This window comes from Bartonella sp. 11B (genome assembly GCF_002022625.1).
GTDB lineage: Bacteria > Pseudomonadota > Alphaproteobacteria > Rhizobiales > Rhizobiaceae > Bartonella > Bartonella rochalimae.
In genome coordinates, this window is sequence record NZ_CP019783.1 from 1,380,856 (window position 1) to 1,406,098 (window position 25,243).

The window sequence follows — 25,243 nt, forward strand, 5'->3', positions numbered from 1 at the left end:
TGTGTACTGAAAGAGTTTTGCACATTCTTTTATATAAGTAAAACTGATTATAAGTATTTTGTCTATTTCTGAACAAATTCACCCAATTATGCAATTATAAATTAATCTAAATCTTGCTCATCAGAAACACTACGCAACTGAATAATCATTTCTTCAATACGTGATCTTCCTTTAATATTCTTAGGTGTCTGATTAAGGAAGTTTTGTAAAAGCTGAACCGCTTGAGAAGATTGACCTGATTGATGAAAAGCACTTGCTAAAAGTAAATGAGGATAAAAATCTTTTGGTGCTAAATTAACAGCCTTCTGAAAAATATCCTGTGCTTCTTGCGTAATTATTCCTCCTTCATAATTAACTAACGCTAAACCATATCCTAACAGCCTTGGAGCTGTTTCTCCATTTAAATGAAGTGCATATAAGTAGGTATTCACAGCATCTTGAAAACGACCAGCCTCAAGATACGCTACTGCCAATGCATCTGCTACCTTTCCATCATGAGGCATACGAAAAAAAAGCACTTCTAAACGAATAAGTTTTTCATGCTCATTTAACGTATTGGGATCTTTCTCCATCAATTCACTAAAAAAATAACTTTTGACTCCTGGATTACCCGTCAGACTATAAACACCCCATGTTACAAAAAAAATAAATAGAACACTTAGCACCATAAGTGCGCAAAAACTTTTTGAATATTTATAAAGTCTTCGCACACCTCCTGCATCAAAAGTACAACGTTGAAAATTAGTTTCACTCTCACAGTTTTGAGTTTGATCAAGGTTGAAAGAAGACATTTTCTTTTGTTTTGTTCCACAATAAAAAAACAAAAAAAGAATAATTGTTAAAAAAATTAAAAAAAATGCAACCAAGACTGATAATAGCATATCACTTTAACACCTATGTGGAAATCAAAAAACTACAACCAATTTCCTTCATGCTTTTATTGTGGCACTTATATAAGAGGCACCCAACTTCCATCAGCATTGCGGCATGCACTACCATAAACTATTTCAGATACACTATTAAGAGTAAAAGAGTGACTATACTGACGACAATTTTGTGAACCAACCTGATAAAATTGCCCTGCACTTACTTCACCAAAAATACCTCTTTTTTTAGATACCCAGCTTACTTTTTTTCCAGCACCAGCATATTCTAGCGCATTATATTCTGCTTGCAAAACTTTATAACGATCATCCATAGATAATAGCGTAAAAGAAGATCCAAGGAGACCAGTCCCCATGCTATTAATCTTATCAAAATGAACTTCTTCTACATTGAGATCCTTTGTATCTAATTTCAACGTATGACTACACCCCGATAAACTGACAATCAACATACCAATTAATGATAAAAAGACTTTCTGCATCATGACACCATAAAACTCATCATCAATTTTTCTGACATCTATAAAACCATAAAAACAAAATTTTCATTTATATCCTCCATGACATATAAATATAACAATTAAGGTACGAAAATATTTTTACTTACTACCTTAAGCTGTATACAAAATATCGCTTTTTATTACAGATATTATCTTTGGTATAGACACCAAGAAAAAGAAAACATATTTATCACCTTGGTAATACAATTTTTGTATATAATCCACCCAGTTTAGAACGCGACAAAGAAAAGCTTCCACCATATTCACTAACCATATCTGAGACAATTGCTAATCCCAATCCTGTTCCTGGCTTACTTTCATCAAAACGTTGACCTCTTTTTAAAGCTTTATCAATTTGCTCTTCTGTCAAACCAGGACCATCATCTTCAATAACAATACTAAAGAATGCTATTTCTTCAAAACTTTCTTCTAAAGAACAACAGATTAAGATTTTAGTGCGAGACCACTGAGCAGCGTTCTCAAGCAAATTACCCACAATTTCCTCTAGATCTTCTTTTTCACCAGAAAAAATAATATCATCAACATCCATAGTAAATTGAATATGTTTATCAGGATTGAGTTTTTTTATGACCCTAATCAAACGATTAAGTGTTTCCCGAACAGACGTATGAGAAATAATACTATCGCGCTGTGCTGCAATCCGCGCACGTCGTAAATAATGATTAATTTGTGCATGCATTATTTTAGCTTGCTCGCGCAATAAAAGGGCTGCTTCCCCTGTCATGCCATCAACTTCATTAATGATAACTGATAAAGGTGTCTTTAATGAATGAGCAAGATTACCAACCTGAGTTCGAAATCTTTCAATAATACGTTGATTATTATCAATAAGAGCATTCATTTCTTGTGCCAATGGCATAACTTCACTTAATAAATCCATACTTATATAATCAGTCTTTCCCGTACGAATATCATTCAATGTTTGTTGAATTCGTCTTAATGGCTGCAAACTAAAAAAAATAAGAGTCAAATTGATAAGAACACTCCCTATACCAAAACTCCACAGAAAAATTTGTAAAGTCTGTTCAAATTCTTTTACCTGTCCATGCACTTCATCAATATTTCCAATAAGGCGAAAACGAGCAACACGATTCTGATTATCAAGAATAACATCACTTTCAATAACTTTTAGGTTTTCCCCATCTATACCCTTTATTCGATAAGAACGAAAAAATTCACTATTAAAAGGAATATCAACAATGCTCGGTGAAAAAATTTCTTTAGTTCCTAATGATTGTGATACCAATCTTCCATATAGATTAGATGATACAGGCAATACCTCCCAATACCATCCAGACGTTGGATCTGAATAACGAATATCACCAAATCTAGGATTCCCTCTCAAATATCCTTCAGGTGTGACAGTTACAGCTGTAATCAGACTATAAAGCTGAGAAGAAAGAATACGATCCAAACTTTGTTCACTTGAACGCTGATAGAATAAAATGCTGACTGCTGAAATAAATGAAAGTGAAATAATAGCCCATAATGTTGATAAAATCATAACACGCAGACTGAGAGATTTTCCAACAAAAAAAAATAACCGTTTCAACCGATTATTATTCTTCAAAGCCCTCATTTATCACCTAACATTTTTATTCTATAGCCTAGTCCACGAACAGTCTCAATCGAATCTACCCCAAGTTTTTTACGCAACCGCCTTACAAACACTTCAATTGTATTCGAATCTTTATCAAAATCCTGATCATAAAGATGCTCAATAAGCTCTGTCTTTGAAACTACTTTATCACTATGATGCATAAGATAAGAAAGAAGCCGAAATTCATATGATGTTAATTTAATTAACTGTCCATCAATAAAAACACGAGAAGTTTTAGTATCTAATAACACCTCCCCACAAGATAATGTATTTGTTGCATGTCCCGTCGAGCGGCGAATTAAAGCACGCAACCGTGCCATTACTTCCTCTAAATGGAATGGCTTAACAACATAATCATCAGCACCGGCATCAATACCACGTACCTTATCAGACCAACGATCACGTACTGTTAACATTAAAACAGGCATAGAATATCCCTCTTTACGCCATTTTTTAACGACTTGAATTCCATCCATACCTGACAAACCGATATCAAGAATTACAGCATCATAAGACTCTGTGCTTCCTAAAAAATAAGCGTATTCACCATTAAAAGCGCTATCAAAAACATATCCAGCATCTTTTATTGCTTTTGCTAATTGATGATTAAGATCGCGATCATCTTCAACAATCAAAATACGCATCACTACACCTGAAAAAAGTTAATCGGCAGCAATAACAACCTCAACACGTCGTGATTTATCCCCATTATGCGCAGGAACAACAATCACAACCACATACATATTTTTGCCACCTTGAATACTCGGTGTTGAACGAGTTAGTGTCCCTTTTTGTTACATAGCAACTTTTTTTCCTACTTCAATACAATCAGCTGCTAAAACAAAATCTAAACCGATAAGGCCTATGAATATCGCAAAAAAGAAAATTTTTCCCATCATAGATTTTTTATAAGTTATTTTATGTGAATAAAAAATGAATAAAGAAATTAATTCATTTCCCCAATTTAAATGACATAAAGAAAAATATAACTTTATATATATATCATCATATTAAAATTTTAGTAATTATAAGTTCATTTTTTTTAATGGCATGCGAAATTTAAATAACAAAAATTTTTAAAATATAAAACTAAATATATATTTCAGATAAATTAAGTATCATAATCTCAAATACATTCTTTTTTTGCCATGCCTATAGCAAAAAAGTTCTTATACTCCATATAATTATTATCAGATTATTTAATTGTATTACTTTAGCATAGGCTTTTTATGTTTGATTTTTTGAAAAAAAAGAAAATCCAACAAAATAAACCATTCCATAGCCCTAAACTTATTGAATTAGATGCGTGGCTAGACACAACACTTTACAATATCCGTATTTGTCACAATTTCTTCTGGAATAGAACAGCCCTTATTTCGCAACGTTTTCGTGTACGAGGATGGAAACGATGTATCGTTGAAATTCTCGATGAAACATTAACATTAGGGGTGATTGCTTTTACTTTATTCACCATCATCGGTATTTCTGTTTTTGAATTAACAAAAAAAGATTGGTATTCATCGAAGAATTTTTCCATTCTTTTTCTGGACCGCTATGGAAATTCTATTGGACACCGTGGAGCTTTACCAGCTCTATCCGTCCCTGTAGAGGAAATGCCTGATTATCTTATCAAAGCAGTTCTTGCAACAGAAGATCGACGTTTTTTTCATCATTGGGGAATTGATTTTTACGGTCTTATACGAGCAATTACACAAAATATACAAGCTAAAATTATCGTTCAAGGTGGTTCAACCCTTACACAACAACTCGCTAAAAATTTATTTTTAACACATGAAAGAACCATAACACGTAAAATTAAAGAAGCTTATCTTGCTCTATGGCTAGAAGCAAATCTTAGCAAAAAACAAATTTTGCAACTCTATCTCGATCGCGTATACATGGGAGGAAACAATTTCGGTATTGCAGCGGCATCAAAATTTTATTTCGATAAAAATATACGCAACATATCCTTAGCAGAATCCGCTATATTAGCTGGTCTTTTCAAAGCACCAACCAAATATGCTCCTCATAGCAATTTACCTGCTGCACAAGCACGTGCAAATATAGTTCTATCTAATCTTGTTGACAGTAATTTTATGATGGATAGCCAAATTATCAAAGCATACCGCCAACCTGCCAAAATTATTACAAAAGCCCAAAACAGTCAGCCTAATTATTTTCTTGATTGGGCATTTGATGAAATACGTCAAATCAGCAGTCAATTACCAAACCGCACCTTAATTGTTCAAACAACCCTTGATCCAAATATTCAACGAGCAGCAGAAGAAGCAATCGAATATTATCTATACCAATATGGCCAACAATATCACGCAACACAAGCAGCCACCGTTATTCTTGACAATAACGGAGCTGTACGTGCAATTGTTGGGGGACTTGATTATGAAAAAAGCCAATTTAATAGAGCAACACAAGGTGGTCGACAACCTGGTTCTTCGTTCAAACCATATGTTTATGCAACTGCCATGGAGGAACATGGATTATCCCCCGATACTATAGTATCTGATAAACCTATCCATTGGGATGGTTGGTCGCCAAGAAATAACTCTGGCCGTTATATCGGCAATGTCGATTTAGCAACTGCTTTAGCCTTTTCTATTAATACAATACCCGTCTATATTACTTACAAATATCTTAATCGTAATACTGAACCAATCAGAAATTTGATTAAAAATATGGGTATTAATTCTCATATTTTATCACACAAAACCATGGTATTAGGAACATCCAATATGACACCAATGGATCAAGCAATTGGTTTTAATGTCTTCGCTAATAGAGGCATAGCTGGAAATCGCCACGGCTTTACACGAATTAGCACAATAGATGGTCATGTCATATGGGATTGGACACGGAACGGTAACAAACCATATCAAGTTATCAGTGAACAATCCGCTGCTTATATGAATCAAATGCTTGTTGGTGTTACCACACGAGGATCTGGTAAACGCGCAGCGCTGCCCATGTCACTTGTTGCCGGAAAAACTGGAACATCACAAGCCTACCGTGATGCTTGGTTTGTTGGCTTTACTGGTAATTATACTGGTGCTGTATGGATGGGAAATGATAATTTTTCACCCATGAATCGCGCTTTTGGTGGTGTTATTCCCGCCATGATATGGCATCGCATTATGCTCTGTGCACACCAAAATACAGTTCTTCAACCACTCTATGGTGTAAAAAATTCTATTTTACCTTATCAATCACCAATGAATCCTTCCCATGATAATTCTTATATAATTTCTAAATTGCCTAAAATACTCTCACCAGAAACATTAAACGCTATACGTTCTATCAACAAAGACTTACAAAAATTACCAAATATGACCTTATCAAATACGAAAACTATTTTTTCTTCAACGAATGCAATTTGAGTATCCTACAGTGTTTTTTAATATCATTTTTACTTTTTTAATCTTCGTTTTTTCCATTATATCTGGAATATTCAGCGTTAATTATATGCTTAATACTGCCATAGATTTTGATAGTTTAAAGATTAGAGAATGGAAGAGCTATTTACACATAGGAACACCTAAAGCTGATCCTTACACCCGCGCACGCACTGCAAAGCGTGGTGATATTTCTCTTGGATATCCAGAAAATCTTATTTTCCAACTTTGGACAGACAACCAGGGACATCCACTACGTCCCAACTGCCATTATTTACTTACAGGACACATTCCTGAAACGCGTCTCTTTACTCTGTATCTAGCTGACAAATTCCTTAAACCTTACACTTCAACAAATAATATTCCTTCTGCACTCCACACTTACAACGTAATTTATGAAAATGATGGTTCATTACGGATACATATCTCACCAACACCGCAAACAGGAAATTGGCTTGCATCAACGAGTAAAAAAGAATTTGGAATTATTCTGAACTTATATGACACTTCAATTATTTCTACAACAGAACTACGAAAACCTATGATGCCCTCCGTAGAACGAATTCCAGCAGGAGAAAAATGTGTTTAAATTCATCCATACAATTCTTCTTATAGGCACCAGTACGATCATTGTTCATATTTGTATTTTACTGTTCATTCCTCATTACACACGAAATAATATATGGACACGACTTGAAAAAATAGGACCTCCTTATCAATTTGCCGACCTGAATTCGGATAATCCTATTCGCCAATCAATGGATCCTTTATTTCTTCTTAAAGTCTGCAAATTTAATCTAGACAATGGTCCTGTTCACTTAACCACTCCACAAACAACACAATTTTGGTCATTATCAGCTTATACAAACGACGGAATTATTTTCTACAATCTCAATGATAAAACAGCCCCAAATGCTAAGCTCAATCTCATTATCGGAAGCCCTCTACAAATAACAAAACTCAAACAATCAAAAATTGAACATACCCTTCATTCAGTTTTAGTCTCTCAAAAATTAAATGAGGGTTTTGCTATTTTACGTGTATTCACTCCATCGCTACTTGAAAAAAAAGAAAGTGAATCTTTTCTTGCAAAAGCAACTTGTCGTATATTCAATAAATGATAAGTGTCCTAATCTTTAACTGAACAAATCAACTTCAGTATTTTAATCAAAATCTTATGATCAATTTTTCTATTCTGAACAAATGTAAATATTTTTGACTATTTAAAATCATTTTCAGCCTTTTAATCTTCTACACAAATAATGATTTCTATAAAAGCTGAAAGAATATAAAGTTTCTTTTCTCTAAATAATATCAAAATAGAACATTTAAAATAGTTTCTTTAGTAAAGTATTCAATATCGTTATTAAAGCACTTGCTATCTTTAATACACTATACCTAATAAATAAAAACTATAACTCTCTAATTCTTTATAACAAAATATTTCTTGATAAATGACCATGGATCATTTTAATTTTGCTAATTTCTGTTGCGTATCCAATAGGCTTCCTAATATAATTCTTTACAGTCAGCGCAAAGATAAATCTTAAGTAAACTACTTGCAATAGAAACAGGAATGAGCATCGACTTAAATTTTTGTTGGTTATTTAGATAAAATAATATCTTCTGATACAACTGAAACCAATGCTAAATTAATATCAGTCAATACATCCTGGTGTGTTTTTATTTGTGAAAACAATGCATTAATTAAAAAAAAACCAAAACTTATAATAAAAATAAACAAGCCTATAACTAAACAAGCATTTGCACATACACGGCGATAAAATTGTTTTATTAACCAAAGAATAAAGCGGAACATTACTGCCAAAAATGCTATGGTAATACTCCATTGTTTTATAGATTTCTTTTTTCGTTTCTTTCGTTTATTTACCATAATAGAACTTAACATATATTATTTCGATTTTCAGTTAGTGAAAAACATGTTTATATTATAATTCTATATCTGTTGATCTTACATTCAACAGAACTTCATACGAATAAAAATCCCTACTCTACAGAATTTTATTCCATACTAAGCTATTACCTCATACAATTATTTCTCTATCGCTATCTCATTAGCATTGTAGAATTAATTTAATTATATTCATTTTGTACATATATTTGATGACATTTAAAATCAAATTAAGCTGTATCATAAAACACAGAATACGCTTTATAACAGACATTTTTAAAAGATAGTATGATAATAAATTTACATCTTTGTATAATACTAAATGAATACAATTTATTTCAGATATAATATAGTACGCAAATGCCAACCCATACCGTTAATATTTAATAACTCCCTAAACTTCATCTATAGCTGTATTTGAAATTTACAAGATAATAAAAAAAACACTCAACCTTTTTAAAACAAATTGCATTATTTTTAATTGCATTATTTTTTTGCCATAAAAATAAAATTTCACTCGAAAAAATATAAAAATCTCATGGATCATTTGAGCAGTGAGAAAAATAACCCAAAAAGACCACGGCTAAGTCAGCCTCTTATCTGGTTTTAAGCTATCATTTAATGCTAGCTTACGCTATAATATTAAAAAATGTACTGTATTTACTAAAAATTTCTATATCTCTTCCGATTAATTTCAAAAGCCTAAAATCTCACCTAATCATTTTAGAAGAGAGTGATTATAAAGTACTTTTCTGTTTAAAACCATCTATAAAAAACAGCACAATGCAAAAAATTACACAGCATTCTACACATTAATCTAAAAATCATTAGAGCTCACTATTCATATCTCTTATATCGTATTTATATTCTAATTTAAATACATATGATATATATTCTCAATGCTTCCTATCTAAAGACAAATTTAATGTTAAATTTTTAATAAAACAATGATAAGATACCACTTATATACAATACAAAAATATGTATTTTATAATATCATTCACGATGTAAATCATTCAAAATGAATGCCCAATTTCATAAAATGTTAAGTATTATGAATATTGCATCAAAAATATTATAAGTTACCCTCATATTCATTTATAATAGCAGCATATTGGTCTAATATGATACGTTTTTTAATAAAATCAGCATTTTTTTTATTTTTTATTTTTATAATCATCTCGTTTTTTACAACAAAGCAAAACAATAATAATCCCTCCTCCTCTCAAGAAACTGATGCAACAACACGAGATATGATTGTCGCTCTTAAGGAAACTATAAATGATTTAGGAATGTTTTGTGAACGAAACATAGAGGCTTGTAAAATCGGAAAATCCTTTTTAGAATCAATGGGTGAACGTGCACGTAATGGTTCAAAAATTATCTATGAATATCTTGACCATACATTGAGCAATAAAAACATGAAATCTTCCCAAGAAGATCACTCCAGCACAGGTATGAAAAACCCAAAAGAAAATAAATAAAATAAAATGACCTTGTAAAAAATACTCTTATTTCTTTCAGTACTTTTCATTAACTTTATTAAAAATAAGGTCATTATCTATCAACAAGAAGCATCATAAAAATATTCCAGAAAACAAGAAAGCAGTTTATTATGACAAAAACGATCGATGATATTATAGAGAACTTTTCTCAACTTGATGACTGGGAAGATCGTTATCGCTATGTCATTGAGCTTGGCTATGAATTGCCCCCTTTTCCAGAAAGCGAACGAAACGATACTAACAAAGTGCACGGTTGTGTTAGTCAAGTATGGCTTTTCTCCTCACGAGATAACTCAGAAAATCCAGTATTAACATTCCAAGGAGATTCCGATGCCCATATTGTACGTGGTCTAATCTATATCCTTCTTGCTTTCTATTCAGGCAAGAAAGCTTCTGAAATCCGTGTAGCTAATGCTGAGGAACTGCTTGTAAAGCTGGGCTTAAATGAAAATTTAACACCACAAAGATCTAATGGCCTTAAAGCAATGATTAAACGAATTCGTGCCGAAAGCTTTCTATAACAACAAGACTCTTTTCCCAAAAGTACGTTAATTCCTTATCACTAAGACGTTTTCTAAAAAACACTTCTAGATTTCAAATTAGATAATACCCTTGAAATAACGTAACTACTTGATTTTCTTTTTTTCGCTTTTACGTCCAAGTCCCATTTCTTTAGCCAAAGCTGAACGTGCTTTTGCATAATTAGGCGCAACCATGGGATAAGAGCTATCTAATTGCCATTTTTCACGATATTCCTCGGGCAACATCCCGTAATGCGTCATAAGATGACGCTTTAAAGATTTAAATTTCTTTCCATCTTCAAGGCAGATAAGATAATCAGGAAAGATTGAACGTTTTGGATTGACAGCTGGCCTTTGTTTTTCGACTTCAACTTCCGCTAATGTCATACTCCCCGCTTTTAGAAAAGCAGCATGAACATCAGCAATCAAACTTGGCACTTCCACCGGCCGTATTGAATTATTACTCACATAAGCAGCAACAATATCGGCAACCAACGTAATAACTAAATTGCTTTCAGTCTCCAGGACTGGACGATGTTCCATTCTTGTTTCCTTTAATTTTAACCGAGACATCATTGTATTCTCACTCGTAATAACGAGATTATACACATATAAGTTTCATATTGTACAAAAATCTTTTTTGTCAATTCAATTATTTTATAAAATTGCATTAACACAAAAAAATCAAATAAACTTCTCTTTGTTGTCATATTATATAATAAAGAAGCATAAACTTAGAACTAGAAATATCGAATGCAAATTTATAATATAAAAATAGCTTTTTATTTTAAACAATAACATTATACATTATATTTAGTTCTATCAATTTTAATTTTGGTATCAAAAATTAGTTTTTCTTAATAAAAAAATAATTTAAGAAATTATTTTTAATTTCAATAATAAAAAACAAATGTCATGAATAAAAATATAGTACATAAATTGTAAACTCTATCTAAGTTATATTTTTACAAATAAATAATGGCCTATTAGGCATGGAATTTAATTACTTCAATAACTTTGATTTAACACATAGAAAATCTTCACTCCTTTTATAGGATTATGCATGACTCGTTCGTCTATACTCCCTCCAAAAGCACCCCAAATTATTCATAAAGAAATTCATCACGGTATTTACCGCAAAGATCCTTATCATTGGCTGCGTGCCTCAAACTGGCAAGATGTTTTAAAAAAAACCAGCTGTCTTGACAAAAATATCCGACACCATCTTGAAACAGAAAACGCCTATCAGGCAGATCAAATGGCTGATACAAAATCATTACAAGATTTACTTTTTTCAGAAATGAAAAGCCGTATTCAAGAAAATGACAGTTCTGTTCCTATAAAACATGGTCCTTTTTCCTATGGTTTTTCTTATGTGATCGGAGGCCAACAACCACATTATTTTCGTACACCAAGAAATGGTGGAGAAAAAGATGTTTACCTTAATGGTGATGTTTTGGCCAACGGTAAAGATTATTTTAAACTTGGTTCAGTCCAAATATCTCCTAATCATGCATATGCTGCATGGACTTACGATGATAAAGGTTCTGAATATTACACAGCTAAAATTCATAATTTTAAAGTACTACCTCACTATACCGACACAATCACTGACATATCTGAACAAATCGTGTGGGATGCAAATTCTGAAGGCTTTTTTTATACTAAAATGGATAAGAATCATCGCCCATCAGAGCTTTACTATCACCGATTAAATACCGATCAAGCTCAAGATAAGCTCATTTTTTGTGAAAATGATCCTGGCTTTTTTTTACATGTAAGCGGTTCTAAGCTGAATGACTTTATTTATATCAATATTCATGATCATGAAACATCAGAAATCTGGCTTATTCCTGCCAATGCTCCCTTCACATCTCCCCAATGTGTGCGAAAAAGAGAAAAAGGCATTGAATACTCACTCACAGAAGGAGATGATGTCTTTTACATTCTCACCAATCGAGATAATGCAAAAGACTTTAAAATTATGGTAGCACCATGTATATCACCACAATCAGAACACTGGTCTGAGATTGTGCCACATCAACTTGGGCGTCTCATCCTATTCCATGACGCCTATCAAGAATTTCTCATTTGGCTTGAACAATTTGAAGGACTTCCTCGTATACAAATCATGGATCGTGCCACTAAACAGACGCACTCCATTGCCTTTACAGAGGAAGCTTATTCTTTAGATTTGCAAGGTGCAGCAGAATACAACAGCCAAACTATTCGATTTTCTTATTCATCTATGACAACTCCTAATCAGATTTTTGATTATGAAATAACAAGTCGCAAGAAAATCCTTTTAAAAACGCAAAAAATTCCTTCTGGGCATAATCAAGATAATTATATAATACAACGTATTATGGCAACTGCACGTGATGGAGAAAAAATCCCTATCTCCCTTTTTTATCATAAAACCACCGATCTTAATGGTAAAGCGCCTTGCCTCCTTTACGGCTATGGTGCATATGGGATCTCTATTCCTGCAAATTTCAATAGCAATATACTTTCGCTAGTCAATAGAGGCTTTATTTATGCTATCGCCCATATTCGCGGAGGAAAAGAAAAAGGAACAGAATGGTACGAAAAAGGAAAACATTTCTTTAAAAAAAATACATTTAACGACTTTATTGCTTGTGGACGTCATCTCGTCAATCATAAATTCACTTCTCATGATCGGCTAATTGCCTATGGCGGCTCAGCAGGAGGAATGTTAATGGGTGCTATAGCCAATATAGCTCCACAAGATTTTGCTGGTATTATTGCAAACGTTCCTTTTGTTGATATCCTCACAACAATGCTTGATGCTTCGTTGCCCCTAACCCCCCCAGAATGGCCAGAATGGGGTAATCCCCTTGAATCTGAAGAAGATTATAATCTTATTGCCTCCTATTCGCCCTATGATAATATCAAGGCTCAACAATATCCTCCTATTCTTGCTATTGCAGGATTAACAGACCCTCGTGTAACGTACTGGGAACCAGCAAAATGGGTAGCGAAATTACGTGATTTAAAAACAGATGATAATGCAGTTTTATTGCGTATCAATATGGATACAGGCCATGCCGGCGCAGCTGGGCGTTTTGCAAAATTAGAAGAAATTGCATATATATATGCATACATTCTAAAAATAGTAGGAAAAAACAACTGCTAACTTCAATATTTTACCCTGTAAAAGGCTTCAGAAATTATAAATTTGAAGCCTTTGTTAATAATAGTGGATTATACACTCCTCCTATAACCCATAGCTTTCATAAAGTTCTAAAACATAATCCCAATTAATTAAATGATCCACAAATGCCTCTAAATATTTTGGACGAGCGTTACGGTAATCAATATAATAGGAGTGCTCCCACACATCAACGCCTAAAATAGGTTGCGCATTATGAATTAAAGGATTCTCACCATTGGGTGTTTTCATAATTTCTAATTTACCATCTTTAAGAGCAACCCACGCCCAACCAGACCCAAATTGAGCAACGCCAGCTGCCATAAAATCTGCACGGAATTTATCATAACCACCTAGATCAGACTCGATAGCTTTGGTTAATTTTGCAGGAAGCTTTTGTCCCCCTCCACCTTTTTTCATCCAATGCCAAAAATGGTTGTGATTATAATACTGAGCTGCGTTATTAAATAAACCAGGATTTTTTCCAAAGCTTTCTTTAATAAGATCTGTAAGATTCTTATTCCCTAAGCCTAAATCTTTTACAAAATTATTAGTGTTTGTCAGATAAGCAAGGTGGTGTTTATCATGATGATATTCAAGTGTCTCGCGTGACATATAAGGCGAAAGGTCATCATAATCATAAGGTAACTCAACTAATTCAAAAGTCATTTAAAAATCTCCTCGATTCTAATTATTAATCCCACTCCCAAATCTAATTTGATACTTATAATATTTTTTAAGAGCAAATATCGAATAATGTTTGATATCAATTGAATAATATACATTATAATAATTTTTTAAAGATATCTGATCACTCGTCAAAATACTACCTTGAATACAATCATATTCTGACAAATATTCCTAATTCACTCAGCGCCCAAAATATTAAATTACTTTTAAATGATAAAAAGAAGAATAGTTAACAGCTCTCAATCTTGCGTTTTCGACCGTAAAATATTGTCTAACATCCCATGCAAATATTCTGTACCTGCCCTTACCAAAACTCTTCCTAGTGTGTTTTTATCATTGAACTCGGAATTACTTTATTACAGCATCCAAAATAGATTGCTAATGACTACTTTTAGGAATTAAAGTTTTCTTCTCTCTAAATCTTAATCATATCTCATAAGCTGAATCATAATGGATACCCTATTCATACTGATTCCAAATAGAACTAGAAGCAATAAATGTCTCACTTTTTTCTGTATTACTAGCCCACTTTATGAATATGAAAAATGAATTAATATACGTTGCACAACCGATGGAACTGCTCCTTTTTCTAAATTAAATAAGCGCTCCTCCTATAAAACTATCCTATTACCTTCATTATACCGAACTACGGATTAGCACAAAAAGATGAGGAAGCATTCTTAACTGGCTTAACTTCACATGAAATATAAGTACATACTGAAGACAATTCCCAAGCTAAGTTAAAATAATTTCTAGAATATCAGTGAATTCTGTAAAATAAATTAAATCACAACGCCTTTTGAAAAAATTAAACAAAAAACCTATTCAATTTTTTTCACTATTAATAACTTAAATGTCTTCACTCAAAGAAAAATTAAATACAATTTTTCTAGATCACCAATTTCTGCAAATTATTCAAAAAGTTTTGACAATAACCATAAAGAAATATTGAATAAAATTTGGAATAAGACATTATTTATCTTCTGCTGCAATATTAAGACTTCCTGCTCACGAATTGGCATACGCATAATATTAGAAAATTCTAGAATAGATTCACCCAAAAAGTAATTTCTACCCTGCATTTCTAAAATAAAACGCTGTCATTTATGGCTCCAACGAATAATGTAGATAATTTCCATAACGAGCTAACAACTGAAAAAAAACAATCTGCGCTATAAACAAGCATAGATTGCAGATCTTTCAAGCCAATAAGACAAAAACTTCATCAGCAGAAATACACAAGACAATACTTAGTACACCTTCCTGTATGTACTAGGATTCATTAAATCAACGCAATAAAAACAGCAGTCTCATATCTGCCATTGTTGTACAAATCGGGTGCTCTTGTTCTCACTATAAATCCAAGAAAATAAAGAGATTATTGCTCACTTCTATCGTTTTTAGACCAATTTAAACAGATTTATCTTTTTATTTTGTCATTCATTACCACAGCTTTTGCTATCCTAGGTAAACCACCTTTAATATCGGTATAAAATGGGGTACCTTCCACTAAAAACTCTGCTACAACCCTCTCCTACCTGCTATTACCATAACTAAACCATAACAGTTTGCATCCTGAAACCAAATTGCATAAACTAAAATCTATTATTCTCTTTTGATAGTAAGCACAAAAAAATAACCCGATTTCCGCATCAATATATTCCTATCCCCCTATCACTTGAGAATATTTCAGATAATTACTGCAAGAATAGATCAAATCAAGAACAAAAATATAAGAAATAAAAAATCAAAGCTTCCAAACTCTTTATCTTTTTTTCTTATTCAAAGAGCTCATATCTCCACATCTAAAAATATAGATACACTTCTCATAAATCAGCTGAAATTTAGTAAAAACTTACATTTTTAAAATCATTCTTGTATTTTTTTTATCTATAATGACAGTAAAAATACAAAAATTTCATTTTTTAAATTTATTTAAATTATGAAACACTCATTGTTAATATTTACAGATCCAGTTTTAAATTGAATATGTTAATCTACAAATAATATAAACAAATAGGATACACTAAGCTTTATTTATAAGCTTAGTGTATCCTAAAAATTAACCATCCCACACCAGACAGACCTCTAAAACTGTCTATATCAGAATAGCAAATCTGCACATCATAACACTTTATTGCATTATACTTTTCATTACCAGAAACCTAATAAAGAGAGTTTCCATATCGCAAAAATATAACTTCTAAGTAGTTTTATGCTTCAACAAATTAAAATTTATAAGCTAAACCAATACGAAAATCACTAACCTTATAGCATTTTAGGTCTACTTTTTTGAATTTCTCTGCACCAAAATCTGAGTAACGATACTCTGCGCGTAGCAAAATACGATCAGTCATCGCAAAATCAAAACCACCACCAAGAGTATAACCAACCATTACTTCTACTTCGGCACTATCGAGCGAACTCATAGGAACAGTGTTTTTACTTGCACCTATATTAACTGTTTTTGAAGAAACAAACTGAACCTTCGCATAAGCAATACCACCAGCAATATAAGGCATAACACGACCAGCCGACAAACCTAAACGCATCCGCGTAGCACCAAGCCATTTCCGTTTTAAAGTATGAGTATACACTTCAAAAGGCAATGGCAATACACCTGTAGAAGAAGCACTAGAGGGATCATCCCCTGCCTGTTCTCCATAATACACCACTGTTTTTCCCAAACTTGGATAAGTTACCGATGTTTCCACTAATGGTTGCCCACTACCACTTCCGGGGACTTTGACTCGCAGCGCAGCATCTCCATCATACACTACTGTTTTTCCCTCATTTGGATAAGTTAGCACCGTTCTTATAAGTGGATCTGCTCCTGTAGTTTGCCGTGTGGATTGCTGTGTCGCTTGCCGTATTGAATCTTGCGACCGAACAAGATTCTCAAATTTTTCGTCAACAAAAACTTTTTCAGCCTTTTTATTAGAGAAAACAATGTCTGTATCAACGCCTAAAACAAAGCGATTACTATACTCAAAGTTCACACCTGCATAAAAACCACCCGTAATCCCAGAAACTCCAGATGAAAATACACCTTTTAAATTCCGCTCGTCAGTTTTACCAGTATTATTATGCAACAAAGACATAGAACTAGAAAAGCTGCCCACCTGTCCTCCAAGATAAAAACCATCCCAAGAATAAAAAGGAGAAGCAATTGATTTCAAACCTGAAGGAACTGCAGTATCGCCAGCCTGCGCTCCAAAAGGCAAGTTCAAACTTAAAACAGAGACTGTTATTAAATATCTTATGTTCATATACACAAAACCTCAAATTTTATAAAACACGCTATGGTATATTACTATTAGCTTTAAAAGTCCATAATAAAAATAACATGATTGCAAATATACTTCTTTTGTCTATAAAATATTTTGATCAAACATAAATTCCCTATTAAAATCAAAGTACTTTCATTGATTTTTTTACGAAGCCTAAGTACTCATTTATCTGGCAATTCATAAATAAGAGATGACTCTATTTAAAAACAAATCGATTATTATTCAGAAAAATAAATTAGCTTTAACTACTGAAAATGTATATCGCTTAAAGTGCTCTTGATTTCAAAAGTGAGTGCTTTATTTACCTATATCATTAAACATAAAATCTGAAGAAGATTTTGTTTAGAGTACTTTTTTGGGAAAAATGTTTCATGAAAAAGGAATATGTTTCGCTCACCTCAAGGGCAGCGGTCTGGTCTCCTCGTTTCAGTGGATTGGCATTTCTTATTTTATTATTCTCAACACTTTTACAACGCTATTCTATGCTTCGTATAAGTGATTTTATCGTTTTGATAATCCTTTCTGCTTGTTGTATTTTCCTCTCTCTTTTTCTTGCTATCAAAGCGCTCTATAGTTTATGGACGTATGGTACCCGAGGTGGAATGAAAGCGCTGAAAGGTATCATTTTTTCGTTAATCACTGCCACACCGCTGATACTATCTACTGGATGGTGGTTTGCCTTGCCAGCTATTTATGACGTTTCTACTGATACACAGAAACCACCAGTTTTTTTCCGTACTCTACGTCCCAGTAATTCTTTTCCTTTCAAAAATGATTTGAGTAAACAAGCTAAAGTACAAATGTCACAATGGCCAGAAATGTCGGGACGTCGTTATGACGGCTCACCTGATCATATTCGTAAATCAGTTTTTAATGTCCTAGCAGCTCGTGGCTGGCCGGTACTGGCGCAACAAAATATCAAGAACGAAGATAACGAATTTTATATTGCAACAATAGCAAAAACTATTTGCCTAAATTTCGTTTCTGATATTGTAATTCGCTTAACAGATGAAGGGAATACAACTTTTGTTGATATGCGTGCCACTTCGCGTCATCTGCCAAGAGATTTTGGTACAAATGCTGCTTTCATCATCGCTTTTATGGACGCACTTGATACAGAAATAGCTTCTATTCCTTTTTCTTCAAACGATGAATTAAAATTATAAGATATGGCTAAATTTTCAAAGCAAATAATTATTTTTTATTATTTTGATATAAGAATAAGGAAAGATAGATAATTGGGATATTTTCTACAATTTTAAATTCATGTCGTGATAAATTATTTTATAAGCTTTACAATTGAATAATTTCTATAATTATAATTACCGCAATGGTATTTTTATCGATTTTTACGATGTTTTAATTCTTGAAAAATACGACATTTTTTTGATTTGTATATGCTCGCAAACATAGATATCTATGAATTTTACACTATTAATAGATACTGGGTATTAAAATCATGACTGTAAGGAGAATGTGATATTTATAAATGTACACCAAATTAGTTTTTTAGTGTCATTTTCTTAAAAGCTAGTAATATATTTTATGATATAATGACAGAATTAAGCTTTTATAAGCAGAAAAAGTGAGTACTTCTGCTTTCGCATATTGCGTACAGTTGTAAAAATCGTTATAAGGCGCGAACGCTAGCGTAATTATTTTATCTTTTGGGGTATAGCCAAGCGGTAAGGCACCGGTTTTTGGTACCGGCATTCCCTGGTTCGAATCCAGGTACCCCAGCCAATTTTTCCTAAAATATTTATATTTGAAAATTCAGATTTTGATTCTTTACAATTCGATTGCTGATCTCCGTTGCATTTTTTTACAACTTCTAGCTGATTGCATAATCATATACGATACAAATATAAATATAAAAACCAATCAATAAGATTATTGAAGACACCTAGTGCACTTTATTTAAATCATATGAACTTGCTGATAGCAAAGCTAATACCTTATAGTTTTATATGAAAAAAAGTTTATGATGTTCAATCAAGAATTTAGAGTAAAGTTCGCCCCAGCCAATTTATAAAAGCTTATATCTATTCCAGACGAAATTATTGAAGGAAATAACACTATCACTCGAATACAAGGTCAAAAAGGGTGAAACTTATTTTTATAATAATTAGTTTGAGTAAATTTTAAATGGTATAAATTTATAGTCCTTCATGAGTTGTTTATAAAAAATCTGCTCGTTTTTAGAATGAAACCACTGCTTTAAATCGATCAAGTTACTATCAACAATATCGATAAAACATGGAAAATCAAAAGTGAATATAAACAATCGTAGTAAAAGAAACTTTATACAATAGAGACATGAGCTTTACTCAATAATCGATTGTATCACCTCAACTCAAAGTTTTTTTGACAATTGCTGACTGTGCTGCTGCTAAACGTGCAACCGGTACCCGAAAAGGGGAGCATGAAATATAATCTAGATCATTTTCTTCACACAAGGCGATAGAATGAGGATCACCTCCATGTTCACCACAGATACCCAGTTTAATTTTCCCGCGCTGAGAACGCCCACGTTGTGAAGCAATAGCGATCAGCTCTCCTACCCCATCGTTATCAATCGATACAAAAGGATCTTTTTCCAAAAGTCCTTTTTGCAAATAAGTAGACAAAAACGGTGCGGCATCATCACGTGAAATACCAAAAGTAGTTTGCGTCAAATCATTTGTTCCAAATGAAAAAAATTCTGCAGTTTCTGCAATTTCACCCGCTCGAAGAGCAGCTCTTGGCAATTCAATCATTGTCCCAACTATGTATTGAATATTAACATTCTTTTCCTTCATCACTTCACCAGCGACATAATCAATACGCGCTTTAACAAAATCCAATTCAGACTTAAGAGCCACAAGTGGTACCATAATCTCAGGAATGACAGGAGATCCTGTCTTCTTAGCTGATTCTACTACTGCTTCAAAAACTGCTCGCGCTTGCATTTCAGCAATTTCAGGATAAGTAATGATTAAGCGACATCCTCGTAATCCAAGCATGGGATTAAATTCATGCAATTGGTGCACACGTTCTATAAGTAGTTCAGAAGAAACGCCCATTGCCGTTGCAACACTAAGAATTTCTGCATCTGTTTTTGGCAAAAACTCATGTAAAGGAGGATCTAAAAAACGGACAGTTACAGGTAAACCAGACATAATTTCAAACAATTCAGTAAAATCTGATCGTTGCATTGGCAAAAGCTTATCCAACGCTTTGCGACGTCCATCTTCATCATTACTTAAAATCATTTCACGCATAGCAACAATACGATCACCAGTAAAGAACATGTGCTCAGTACGACAAAGACCAATACCTTCAGCTCCAAAAGAACGCCCCATATTTGCATCAGTCACTGTTTCAGCGTTAGCGCGAACCTTCATTCGCCGCATTCCATCAGCCCATTCCATTAATTTAGCAAAATCTCCACAAAGTTCGGGCTGCAACATTGCAACCTTTCCTTTTAAAACTTCCCCTACTCCACCATCTATCGTAATAATATCGCCTTTTTGAAAGCTCTGACCTGAAGCAACCATTGTATTCGTTTTATAATCAATCCGCACACTGCTTGCACCAGAAACACAAGGTTTTCCCATACCACGAGCGACAACAGCAGCATGACTTGTCATTCCACCTCGTGTCGTTAAAATTCCTTCTGCAGCATGCATACCATGAAGATCTTCTGGACTTGTCTCTACACGAACTAAAATAACTTTTCGTCCCTCTATTGAGGCTCTTTCTGCTTCTTCAGAAGTAAAAACAATTTCACCAGTAGCCGCTCCCGGGGAAGCAGGTAAACCACGGGCTATAACACATCGCTTTGCTTTGGGATCAAGCATAGGATGTAAAAGCTGATCAAGTGATTTTGGTTCAATCCGCATTACCGCTTCTTCGCAACTTATCAATCCTTCCTCAACCATCTCAACGGCTATCTTTAAAGCTGCACGTGCCGTTCGTTTTCCTGAACGAGTCTGCAACATCCACAATTTACCCTTTTCAATTGTAAACTCTAGATCTTGCATATCTCGATAATGCTGTTCAAGCTTATACGCCATCTGACATAATTTTGAAAAAGCCTCTGGCATAATTTTTTCTAATGATGGCTTATTTGAACCAGCTGCAATACGAGCAACTTCGGTAATATTCTGAGGTGTACGAATACCTGCTACAACATCTTCCCCTTGTGCATTGACTAAAAACTCACCATAGAGTTCTTTTTTCCCTGTCGATGGATTACGTGTAAAAGCAACACCTGTCGCTGAATCTTCACCCATATTGCCAAACACCATAGCCTGCACATTAACTGCTGTTCCCCAACTTTCAGGAATATTATGTAAACGACGATAAGTAACTGCACGCGCTGTCATCCAACTTGAAAAAACCGCTCCAATTGCACCCCATAATTGTTTCTCAGGATCTTGTGGAAAGGGTTCTCCTAACTTTTCTTCAACACATGCTTTATAAAGAACAATAATATTTTTCCAATCAGCTGCTGTCATTTCTGTATCAACGCTATAACCATTACGTGCTTTTACGTCATCAAGAATCTCCTCAAAATGGGAATGATCTACCCCCAAAACAACATTAGAATACATTTGGATAAAACGACGATAACTATCATAAGCAAAGCACTCATTATCAGCTTGTACAGCAATTGCTTTTACAGTATCGTCATTCATACCAAGATTAAGCACTGTATCCATCATCCCTGGCATAGAAGCCCGAGCTCCTGAACGAACAGACAGCAAAAGCGGCATTTGTTTATGAGCAAATTCGCGTCCTGTCTGTTCTCCAACACGTCGGAGTGCTTGTCTAACATCCTCCTGCAACTCTTTTGGATATGTTCGATCATGAGTATAATAAAAGCTGCAAACTTCTGTTGTAAGAGTAAATCCAGGAGGGACGGGTAAACCAAGATTACTCATTTCTGCTAAGCTAGCCCCCTTACCACCAAGCAGATTACATTCGCTCGCACTTCCTTCTGCTTTACCATTACCAAAACTATAAACCCATTTTGCCATCGTACAAATCCGCTCAATTATCAGTATTACAATATTACTTGACCGAAGCTAATCATTAAAAATAGCCTTTCGATTTTAAAATTAACGAAGCCAAATAAAATACTGCCTTATAGTAAGGTATGAAAGCATTCTCCTCCAACAAGAAGACCAACAATCATAATTACCAATCTTCATTTTCGGAAACAATGTATGTTGTTAAAGAAAACTATCAATTACTGAAAAGAAATCTTCCGTTGACATAGCACCTTCATACTTTTTACCGTTAATAAAGAAGGTTGGCGTTGCTGTAACACCAAGCTCTTTTCCACGTTCAAAAGATGCATTCACTTCATTTAAAATAGATTGATTTTTTAAACATGCATTAAAGCTTTCATCGTTAAAACCGGCCATAAAGGCAATTTTTTTCAATGGCTCTAAAGCATCTGGTGCAATAGCCCACTCGGATTGTTTTTGAAACAAAATTTCTATCAAAGGAAAATAACGCTCTTCTGGAGCACACCTAGCCAACATAAAACCCGCTGTCGCCCGAGGATCGTAAGCAAAATCGCGAAAAATAAGTTTTACTTTACCTGTTTTGATGTATTTTTTACGAAGTTCAGGAAGTATAACATTGTAAAAATCAGCACAAAAAGCGCATGTAAGTGAAGCATATTCAATAATAGTCACAGGAGCATTATCTTCACCCTCAACTTTATCTTTAACTTTACCTGATTTAAGGAGCTCAACCATATCAACAGTTGCTACTGGCTTAGCTTTACTCACTAAAGTTGTTGTTGCACAAACCTGTGCAGTTATACCCCAAATAAAAATGACTACGAAAGATACGATGAAACGATAATTAATCATAAATAACACTTTTCTGTTTGACTTCAACAAATAAAAATTTAATACCTCTTCATTAAGGGAAAGAAATATAACACGCTTTTCCTTCTTTATTATTTTTTTTCCATAAAAATGCAACATCCAAGTTTATAAAGTGATTGATGTAAGCTTTTATCTTCAATCTCTTCAAGCATTTTTTTTAAGCGTCTTTGATTTTTTTCATCTGGAAATAATTCTACTTCCGCACGATCAGTGAAAACTGATATTTGCTTTTGTTCAATTTTGATTCGGTCAATAGCAATATATCCAAAGAAACTATTAATTCTTTGAATCAATTCATCTGTTTCATGCATTAACTTTAGCGTAGTAAATCCTTCACAGGCAACCACAAGTGTCCCCGGATGAAATGTATCATTTTGATCTGCACGATATTTCCAAATAATTTTGATTGGCATTGTATGTTCGCCAACATCCTGGCCTACAATCTGTGACCAATGTTCTATGAGCGCTATATTAAGTCCTGTCCTTTTGCGTAAAATCGGATCAAGCATTTCAGATACCATTTCAGAAAGAGAATAAAAATGGTATTTTTGTGTTTTTTTGCGCATTCCATCCTAGACTATTATTAAATCACAATCATTTTCTTTTCGACATTTAAAACCACTACTTTAAAAATTAATCACAAATACACCTTAAGAAACTCCATGTAATGAACTAGAATTTTTATCATTAATCATTAAAAACAAACTATAAATTGCAAAATATACGCTTTTTTTGTATTTTAGACTTGTTTATGATTAAAAACAACGATGTATGAAATTTCTTCACTTCTCCTTTCTTGGTATGATCAAAATTATCGCCATTTACCATGGCGTACGCCCCCTACAAAACAAATAAAAGGCATTTACCCTGATCCTTATCAAATTTGGTTATCTGAAATCATGCTCCAACAAACAACAGTTGAAGCTGTTAAACCTTACTTTAAAAAATTTCTAAAACTTTGGCCTGATCTCTTCTCTTTATCACAAGCATCACAAGATGATATCATGAAAGCATGGGCGGGTCTTGGTTATTATTCACGTGCACGCAATCTTAAAAATTGTGCTACTCAACTTGTTAAAAATCATAGAGGTAAATTTCCACAGTCAGTAGAAATATTACGCACTTTACCGGGTATTGGAGACTATACTGCAGCAGCTATTGCTGCAATTGCCTTTGGTCATCCTGTAGCTGTCGTTGATAGTAATGTCGAACGTATTATAACACGCTTATTTGCCATTACTTCAATATTGCCTAAAGCAAAATCTGAAATTAAAGAAAAAACACTAGAAATTACAGATGTAAAACGTCCTGGTGATTTTGCTCAAGCTATGATGGATTTAGGTTCAACAATTTGCACGCCCCGTAAGCCGTCTTGCTTACTCTGCCCTCTTCAAAATTTGTGCACAGCAATGAAAATGCAGGCAGCAGAAGCTTTTCCAGTAAAAGCACCTAAAAAAGAACGCCCTTTAAAAACTGGTGCTGCTTTTGTAATACTCAATGAAAATAAACAAATTTACTTAGAAAAACGACAGCATACAAAATTACTCAACGGCATGACCCAAATTCCTAATAACATTGGAATAAATGAAGAAAATGGACTGCAAAATGCCCCTTGTTCGGCTAATTGGAAACTTAAGGGAGAAATTACGCATATTTTTACTCATTTTTCTTTAAAACTTAACGTCTACTGTGCAGATAATATTCGCGGAATAAAACTTAAAAATGGTTGGTGGTGCGATATCCATCATCTTACCGAAGAAGCACTTCCTACCGTTATGAAAAAAGCCATTGCTATAGCTATTTCTTCTCCTTTTAAATTCAAATAACTTCTCCCTCTGCCAAATAAGAATTGACTA

At 33.6% G+C, this 25,243-nt stretch carries 19 protein-coding genes and 1 tRNA gene; 9 read left to right on the forward strand and 11 right to left on the reverse strand.

Going from position 1 to position 25,243, the window contains the following annotated elements; genetic code table 11:
• Positions 1–101: 101 nt before the first annotated feature.
• The 4 genes from Bho11B_RS05970 to Bho11B_RS05985 all read right to left on the reverse strand — a co-directional run bounded on the left by Bho11B_RS05970 (position 102) and on the right by Bho11B_RS05985 (position 3,649).
• Positions 102–791 carry a tetratricopeptide repeat protein gene (locus tag Bho11B_RS05970; protein WP_371326051.1) on the reverse strand — a complete coding sequence of 230 codons (690 nt, stop codon included), beginning with the start codon at positions 789–791 and terminating at the stop codon, positions 102–104.
• 158 nt (positions 792–949) lie between these two features.
• Complete coding sequence (locus tag Bho11B_RS05975; protein WP_035007026.1) at positions 950–1,369, reverse strand: hypothetical protein; 420 nt, start codon at positions 1,367–1,369, stop codon at positions 950–952.
• Between the two features lie 205 nt (positions 1,370–1,574).
• The gene (locus Bho11B_RS05980) at positions 1,575–2,984 is read right to left on the reverse strand and encodes an ATP-binding protein (protein WP_078673898.1); all 1,410 of its coding nucleotides are present in this window, start codon (positions 2,982–2,984) and stop codon (positions 1,575–1,577) included.
• Positions 2,981–3,649, reverse strand: a complete 669-nt coding sequence (locus Bho11B_RS05985; RefSeq protein WP_078673899.1) for a response regulator transcription factor — start codon at positions 3,647–3,649, stop codon at positions 2,981–2,983. Before Bho11B_RS05985 ends, Bho11B_RS05980 begins: the two co-directional genes overlap by 4 nt.
• Before the next feature lie 585 nt (positions 3,650–4,234).
• On the opposite strand from Bho11B_RS05985, the gene Bho11B_RS05995 reads away from it, so the two are divergent.
• The 3 genes from Bho11B_RS05995 to Bho11B_RS06005 are packed head-to-tail and all read left to right on the forward strand — an operon-like array spanning position 4,235 to position 7,533.
• The gene (locus Bho11B_RS05995; protein WP_078673900.1) at positions 4,235–6,397 is read left to right on the forward strand and encodes a transglycosylase domain-containing protein; all 2,163 of its coding nucleotides are present in this window, start codon (positions 4,235–4,237) and stop codon (positions 6,395–6,397) included.
• Between the two features lie 10 nt (positions 6,398–6,407).
• Entirely contained in the window at positions 6,408–7,001 is a 594-nt protein-coding gene (locus Bho11B_RS06000) for a DUF1214 domain-containing protein (protein ID WP_035007017.1), read from the forward strand.
• On the forward strand, positions 6,994–7,533 hold the full coding sequence (locus Bho11B_RS06005; RefSeq protein WP_078673901.1) for a hypothetical protein: 540 nt from the start codon (positions 6,994–6,996) through the stop codon (positions 7,531–7,533). Before Bho11B_RS06000 ends, Bho11B_RS06005 begins: the two co-directional genes overlap by 8 nt.
• A gap of 482 nt (positions 7,534–8,015) precedes the next feature.
• Here the strand turns inward: Bho11B_RS06005 and Bho11B_RS06010 are convergent, their stop codons facing one another.
• On the reverse strand, positions 8,016–8,306 hold the full coding sequence (locus Bho11B_RS06010) for a hypothetical protein (RefSeq protein ID WP_153300814.1): 291 nt from the start codon (positions 8,304–8,306) through the stop codon (positions 8,016–8,018).
• A gap of 1,142 nt (positions 8,307–9,448) precedes the next feature.
• Here Bho11B_RS06010 and Bho11B_RS06015 point away from each other — a divergent pair.
• Both Bho11B_RS06015 and Bho11B_RS06020 read left to right on the forward strand, forming a co-directional pair.
• The gene (locus Bho11B_RS06015) at positions 9,449–9,808 is read left to right on the forward strand and encodes a DUF5330 domain-containing protein (protein WP_078673903.1); all 360 of its coding nucleotides are present in this window, start codon (positions 9,449–9,451) and stop codon (positions 9,806–9,808) included.
• Positions 9,809–9,939: 131 nt separating this feature from the next.
• Complete coding sequence (locus Bho11B_RS06020) at positions 9,940–10,350, forward strand: SufE family protein (RefSeq protein WP_035007009.1); 411 nt, start codon at positions 9,940–9,942, stop codon at positions 10,348–10,350.
• A gap of 105 nt (positions 10,351–10,455) precedes the next feature.
• Here Bho11B_RS06020 and Bho11B_RS06025 read toward each other — a convergent pair whose 3' ends face one another.
• On the reverse strand, positions 10,456–10,893 hold the full coding sequence (locus Bho11B_RS06025; protein ID WP_035007008.1) for a MucR family transcriptional regulator: 438 nt from the start codon (positions 10,891–10,893) through the stop codon (positions 10,456–10,458).
• A 520-nt stretch (positions 10,894–11,413) separates the two neighbouring features.
• On the opposite strand from Bho11B_RS06025, the gene Bho11B_RS06030 reads away from it, so the two are divergent.
• The gene (locus Bho11B_RS06030; RefSeq protein WP_078674160.1) at positions 11,414–13,507 is read left to right on the forward strand and encodes a S9 family peptidase; all 2,094 of its coding nucleotides are present in this window, start codon (positions 11,414–11,416) and stop codon (positions 13,505–13,507) included.
• An 81-nt stretch (positions 13,508–13,588) separates the two neighbouring features.
• Here Bho11B_RS06030 and Bho11B_RS06035 read toward each other — a convergent pair whose 3' ends face one another.
• Positions 13,589–14,191: a superoxide dismutase gene (locus Bho11B_RS06035; protein ID WP_078673904.1), complete on the reverse strand. Its 603-nt coding sequence runs from the start codon at positions 14,189–14,191 to the stop codon at positions 13,589–13,591.
• 2,249 nt (positions 14,192–16,440) lie between these two features.
• Positions 16,441–17,481 carry an outer membrane protein gene (locus Bho11B_RS06040; protein WP_245289100.1) on the reverse strand — a complete coding sequence of 347 codons (1,041 nt, stop codon included), beginning with the start codon at positions 17,479–17,481 and terminating at the stop codon, positions 16,441–16,443.
• A 392-nt stretch (positions 17,482–17,873) separates the two neighbouring features.
• Here Bho11B_RS06040 and Bho11B_RS06045 point away from each other — a divergent pair, with 392 nt between their 5' ends.
• Positions 17,874–18,668: a DUF1499 domain-containing protein gene (locus Bho11B_RS06045; RefSeq protein WP_035007003.1), complete on the forward strand. Its 795-nt coding sequence runs from the start codon at positions 17,874–17,876 to the stop codon at positions 18,666–18,668.
• Between the two features lie 502 nt (positions 18,669–19,170).
• Positions 19,171–19,245, forward strand: a tRNA-Gln gene (locus tag Bho11B_RS06050).
• Between the two features lie 605 nt (positions 19,246–19,850).
• Here the strand turns inward: Bho11B_RS06050 and ppdK are convergent.
• From ppdK to Bho11B_RS06065, 3 genes are all read right to left on the reverse strand, one after another.
• The gene (gene ppdK / locus Bho11B_RS06055) at positions 19,851–22,523 is read right to left on the reverse strand and encodes a pyruvate, phosphate dikinase (protein WP_078673905.1); all 2,673 of its coding nucleotides are present in this window, start codon (positions 22,521–22,523) and stop codon (positions 19,851–19,853) included.
• Positions 22,524–22,718: 195 nt separating this feature from the next.
• Positions 22,719–23,369: a DsbA family protein gene (locus Bho11B_RS06060; protein WP_078674111.1), complete on the reverse strand. Its 651-nt coding sequence runs from the start codon at positions 23,367–23,369 to the stop codon at positions 22,719–22,721.
• 89 nt (positions 23,370–23,458) lie between these two features.
• Entirely contained in the window at positions 23,459–23,953 is a 495-nt protein-coding gene (locus Bho11B_RS06065) for a DUF721 domain-containing protein (RefSeq protein WP_035007000.1), read from the reverse strand.
• A 201-nt stretch (positions 23,954–24,154) separates the two neighbouring features.
• Here Bho11B_RS06065 and mutY point away from each other — a divergent pair, with 201 nt between their 5' ends.
• Entirely contained in the window at positions 24,155–25,213 is a 1,059-nt protein-coding gene (mutY, locus tag Bho11B_RS06070) for an A/G-specific adenine glycosylase (RefSeq protein ID WP_035006999.1), read from the forward strand.
• Positions 25,214–25,243: the final 30 nt, after the last annotated feature.

What these genes read in the sequence shown, in the direction of transcription:
- Bho11B_RS05970 (WP_371326051.1), bottom strand. Translation starts at nt 791, where the DNA reads ATGTCTTCTTTCAACCTTGATCAAACTCAAAACTGTGAGAGTGAAACT.
- Bho11B_RS05975 (WP_035007026.1), bottom strand. Translation starts at nt 1,369, where the DNA reads ATGATGCAGAAAGTCTTTTTATCATTAATTGGTATGTTGATTGTCAGT.
- Bho11B_RS05980 (WP_078673898.1), bottom strand. Translation starts at nt 2,984, where the DNA reads ATGAGGGCTTTGAAGAATAATAATCGGTTGAAACGGTTATTTTTTTTT.
- Bho11B_RS05985 (WP_078673899.1), bottom strand. Translation starts at nt 3,649, where the DNA reads ATGCGTATTTTGATTGTTGAAGATGATCGCGATCTTAATCATCAATTA.
- Bho11B_RS05995 (WP_078673900.1), top strand. Translation starts at nt 4,235, where the DNA reads ATGTTTGATTTTTTGAAAAAAAAGAAAATCCAACAAAATAAACCATTC.
- Bho11B_RS06010 (WP_153300814.1), bottom strand. Translation starts at nt 8,306, where the DNA reads ATGGTAAATAAACGAAAGAAACGAAAAAAGAAATCTATAAAACAATGG.
- Bho11B_RS06015 (WP_078673903.1), top strand. Translation starts at nt 9,449, where the DNA reads ATGATACGTTTTTTAATAAAATCAGCATTTTTTTTATTTTTTATTTTT.
- Bho11B_RS06020 (WP_035007009.1), top strand. Translation starts at nt 9,940, where the DNA reads ATGACAAAAACGATCGATGATATTATAGAGAACTTTTCTCAACTTGAT.
- Bho11B_RS06025 (WP_035007008.1), bottom strand. Translation starts at nt 10,893, where the DNA reads ATGGAACATCGTCCAGTCCTGGAGACTGAAAGCAATTTAGTTATTACG.
- Bho11B_RS06030 (WP_078674160.1), top strand. Translation starts at nt 11,414, where the DNA reads ATGACTCGTTCGTCTATACTCCCTCCAAAAGCACCCCAAATTATTCAT.
- Bho11B_RS06035 (WP_078673904.1), bottom strand. Translation starts at nt 14,191, where the DNA reads ATGACTTTTGAATTAGTTGAGTTACCTTATGATTATGATGACCTTTCG.
- Bho11B_RS06040 (WP_245289100.1), bottom strand. Translation starts at nt 17,481, where the DNA reads ATGAACATAAGATATTTAATAACAGTCTCTGTTTTAAGTTTGAACTTG.
- Bho11B_RS06045 (WP_035007003.1), top strand. Translation starts at nt 17,874, where the DNA reads ATGAAAAAGGAATATGTTTCGCTCACCTCAAGGGCAGCGGTCTGGTCT.
- ppdK (WP_078673905.1), bottom strand. Translation starts at nt 22,523, where the DNA reads ATGGCAAAATGGGTTTATAGTTTTGGTAATGGTAAAGCAGAAGGAAGT.
- Bho11B_RS06060 (WP_078674111.1), bottom strand. Translation starts at nt 23,369, where the DNA reads ATGATTAATTATCGTTTCATCGTATCTTTCGTAGTCATTTTTATTTGG.
- Bho11B_RS06065 (WP_035007000.1), bottom strand. Translation starts at nt 23,953, where the DNA reads ATGCGCAAAAAAACACAAAAATACCATTTTTATTCTCTTTCTGAAATG.
- mutY (WP_035006999.1), top strand. Translation starts at nt 24,155, where the DNA reads ATGTATGAAATTTCTTCACTTCTCCTTTCTTGGTATGATCAAAATTAT.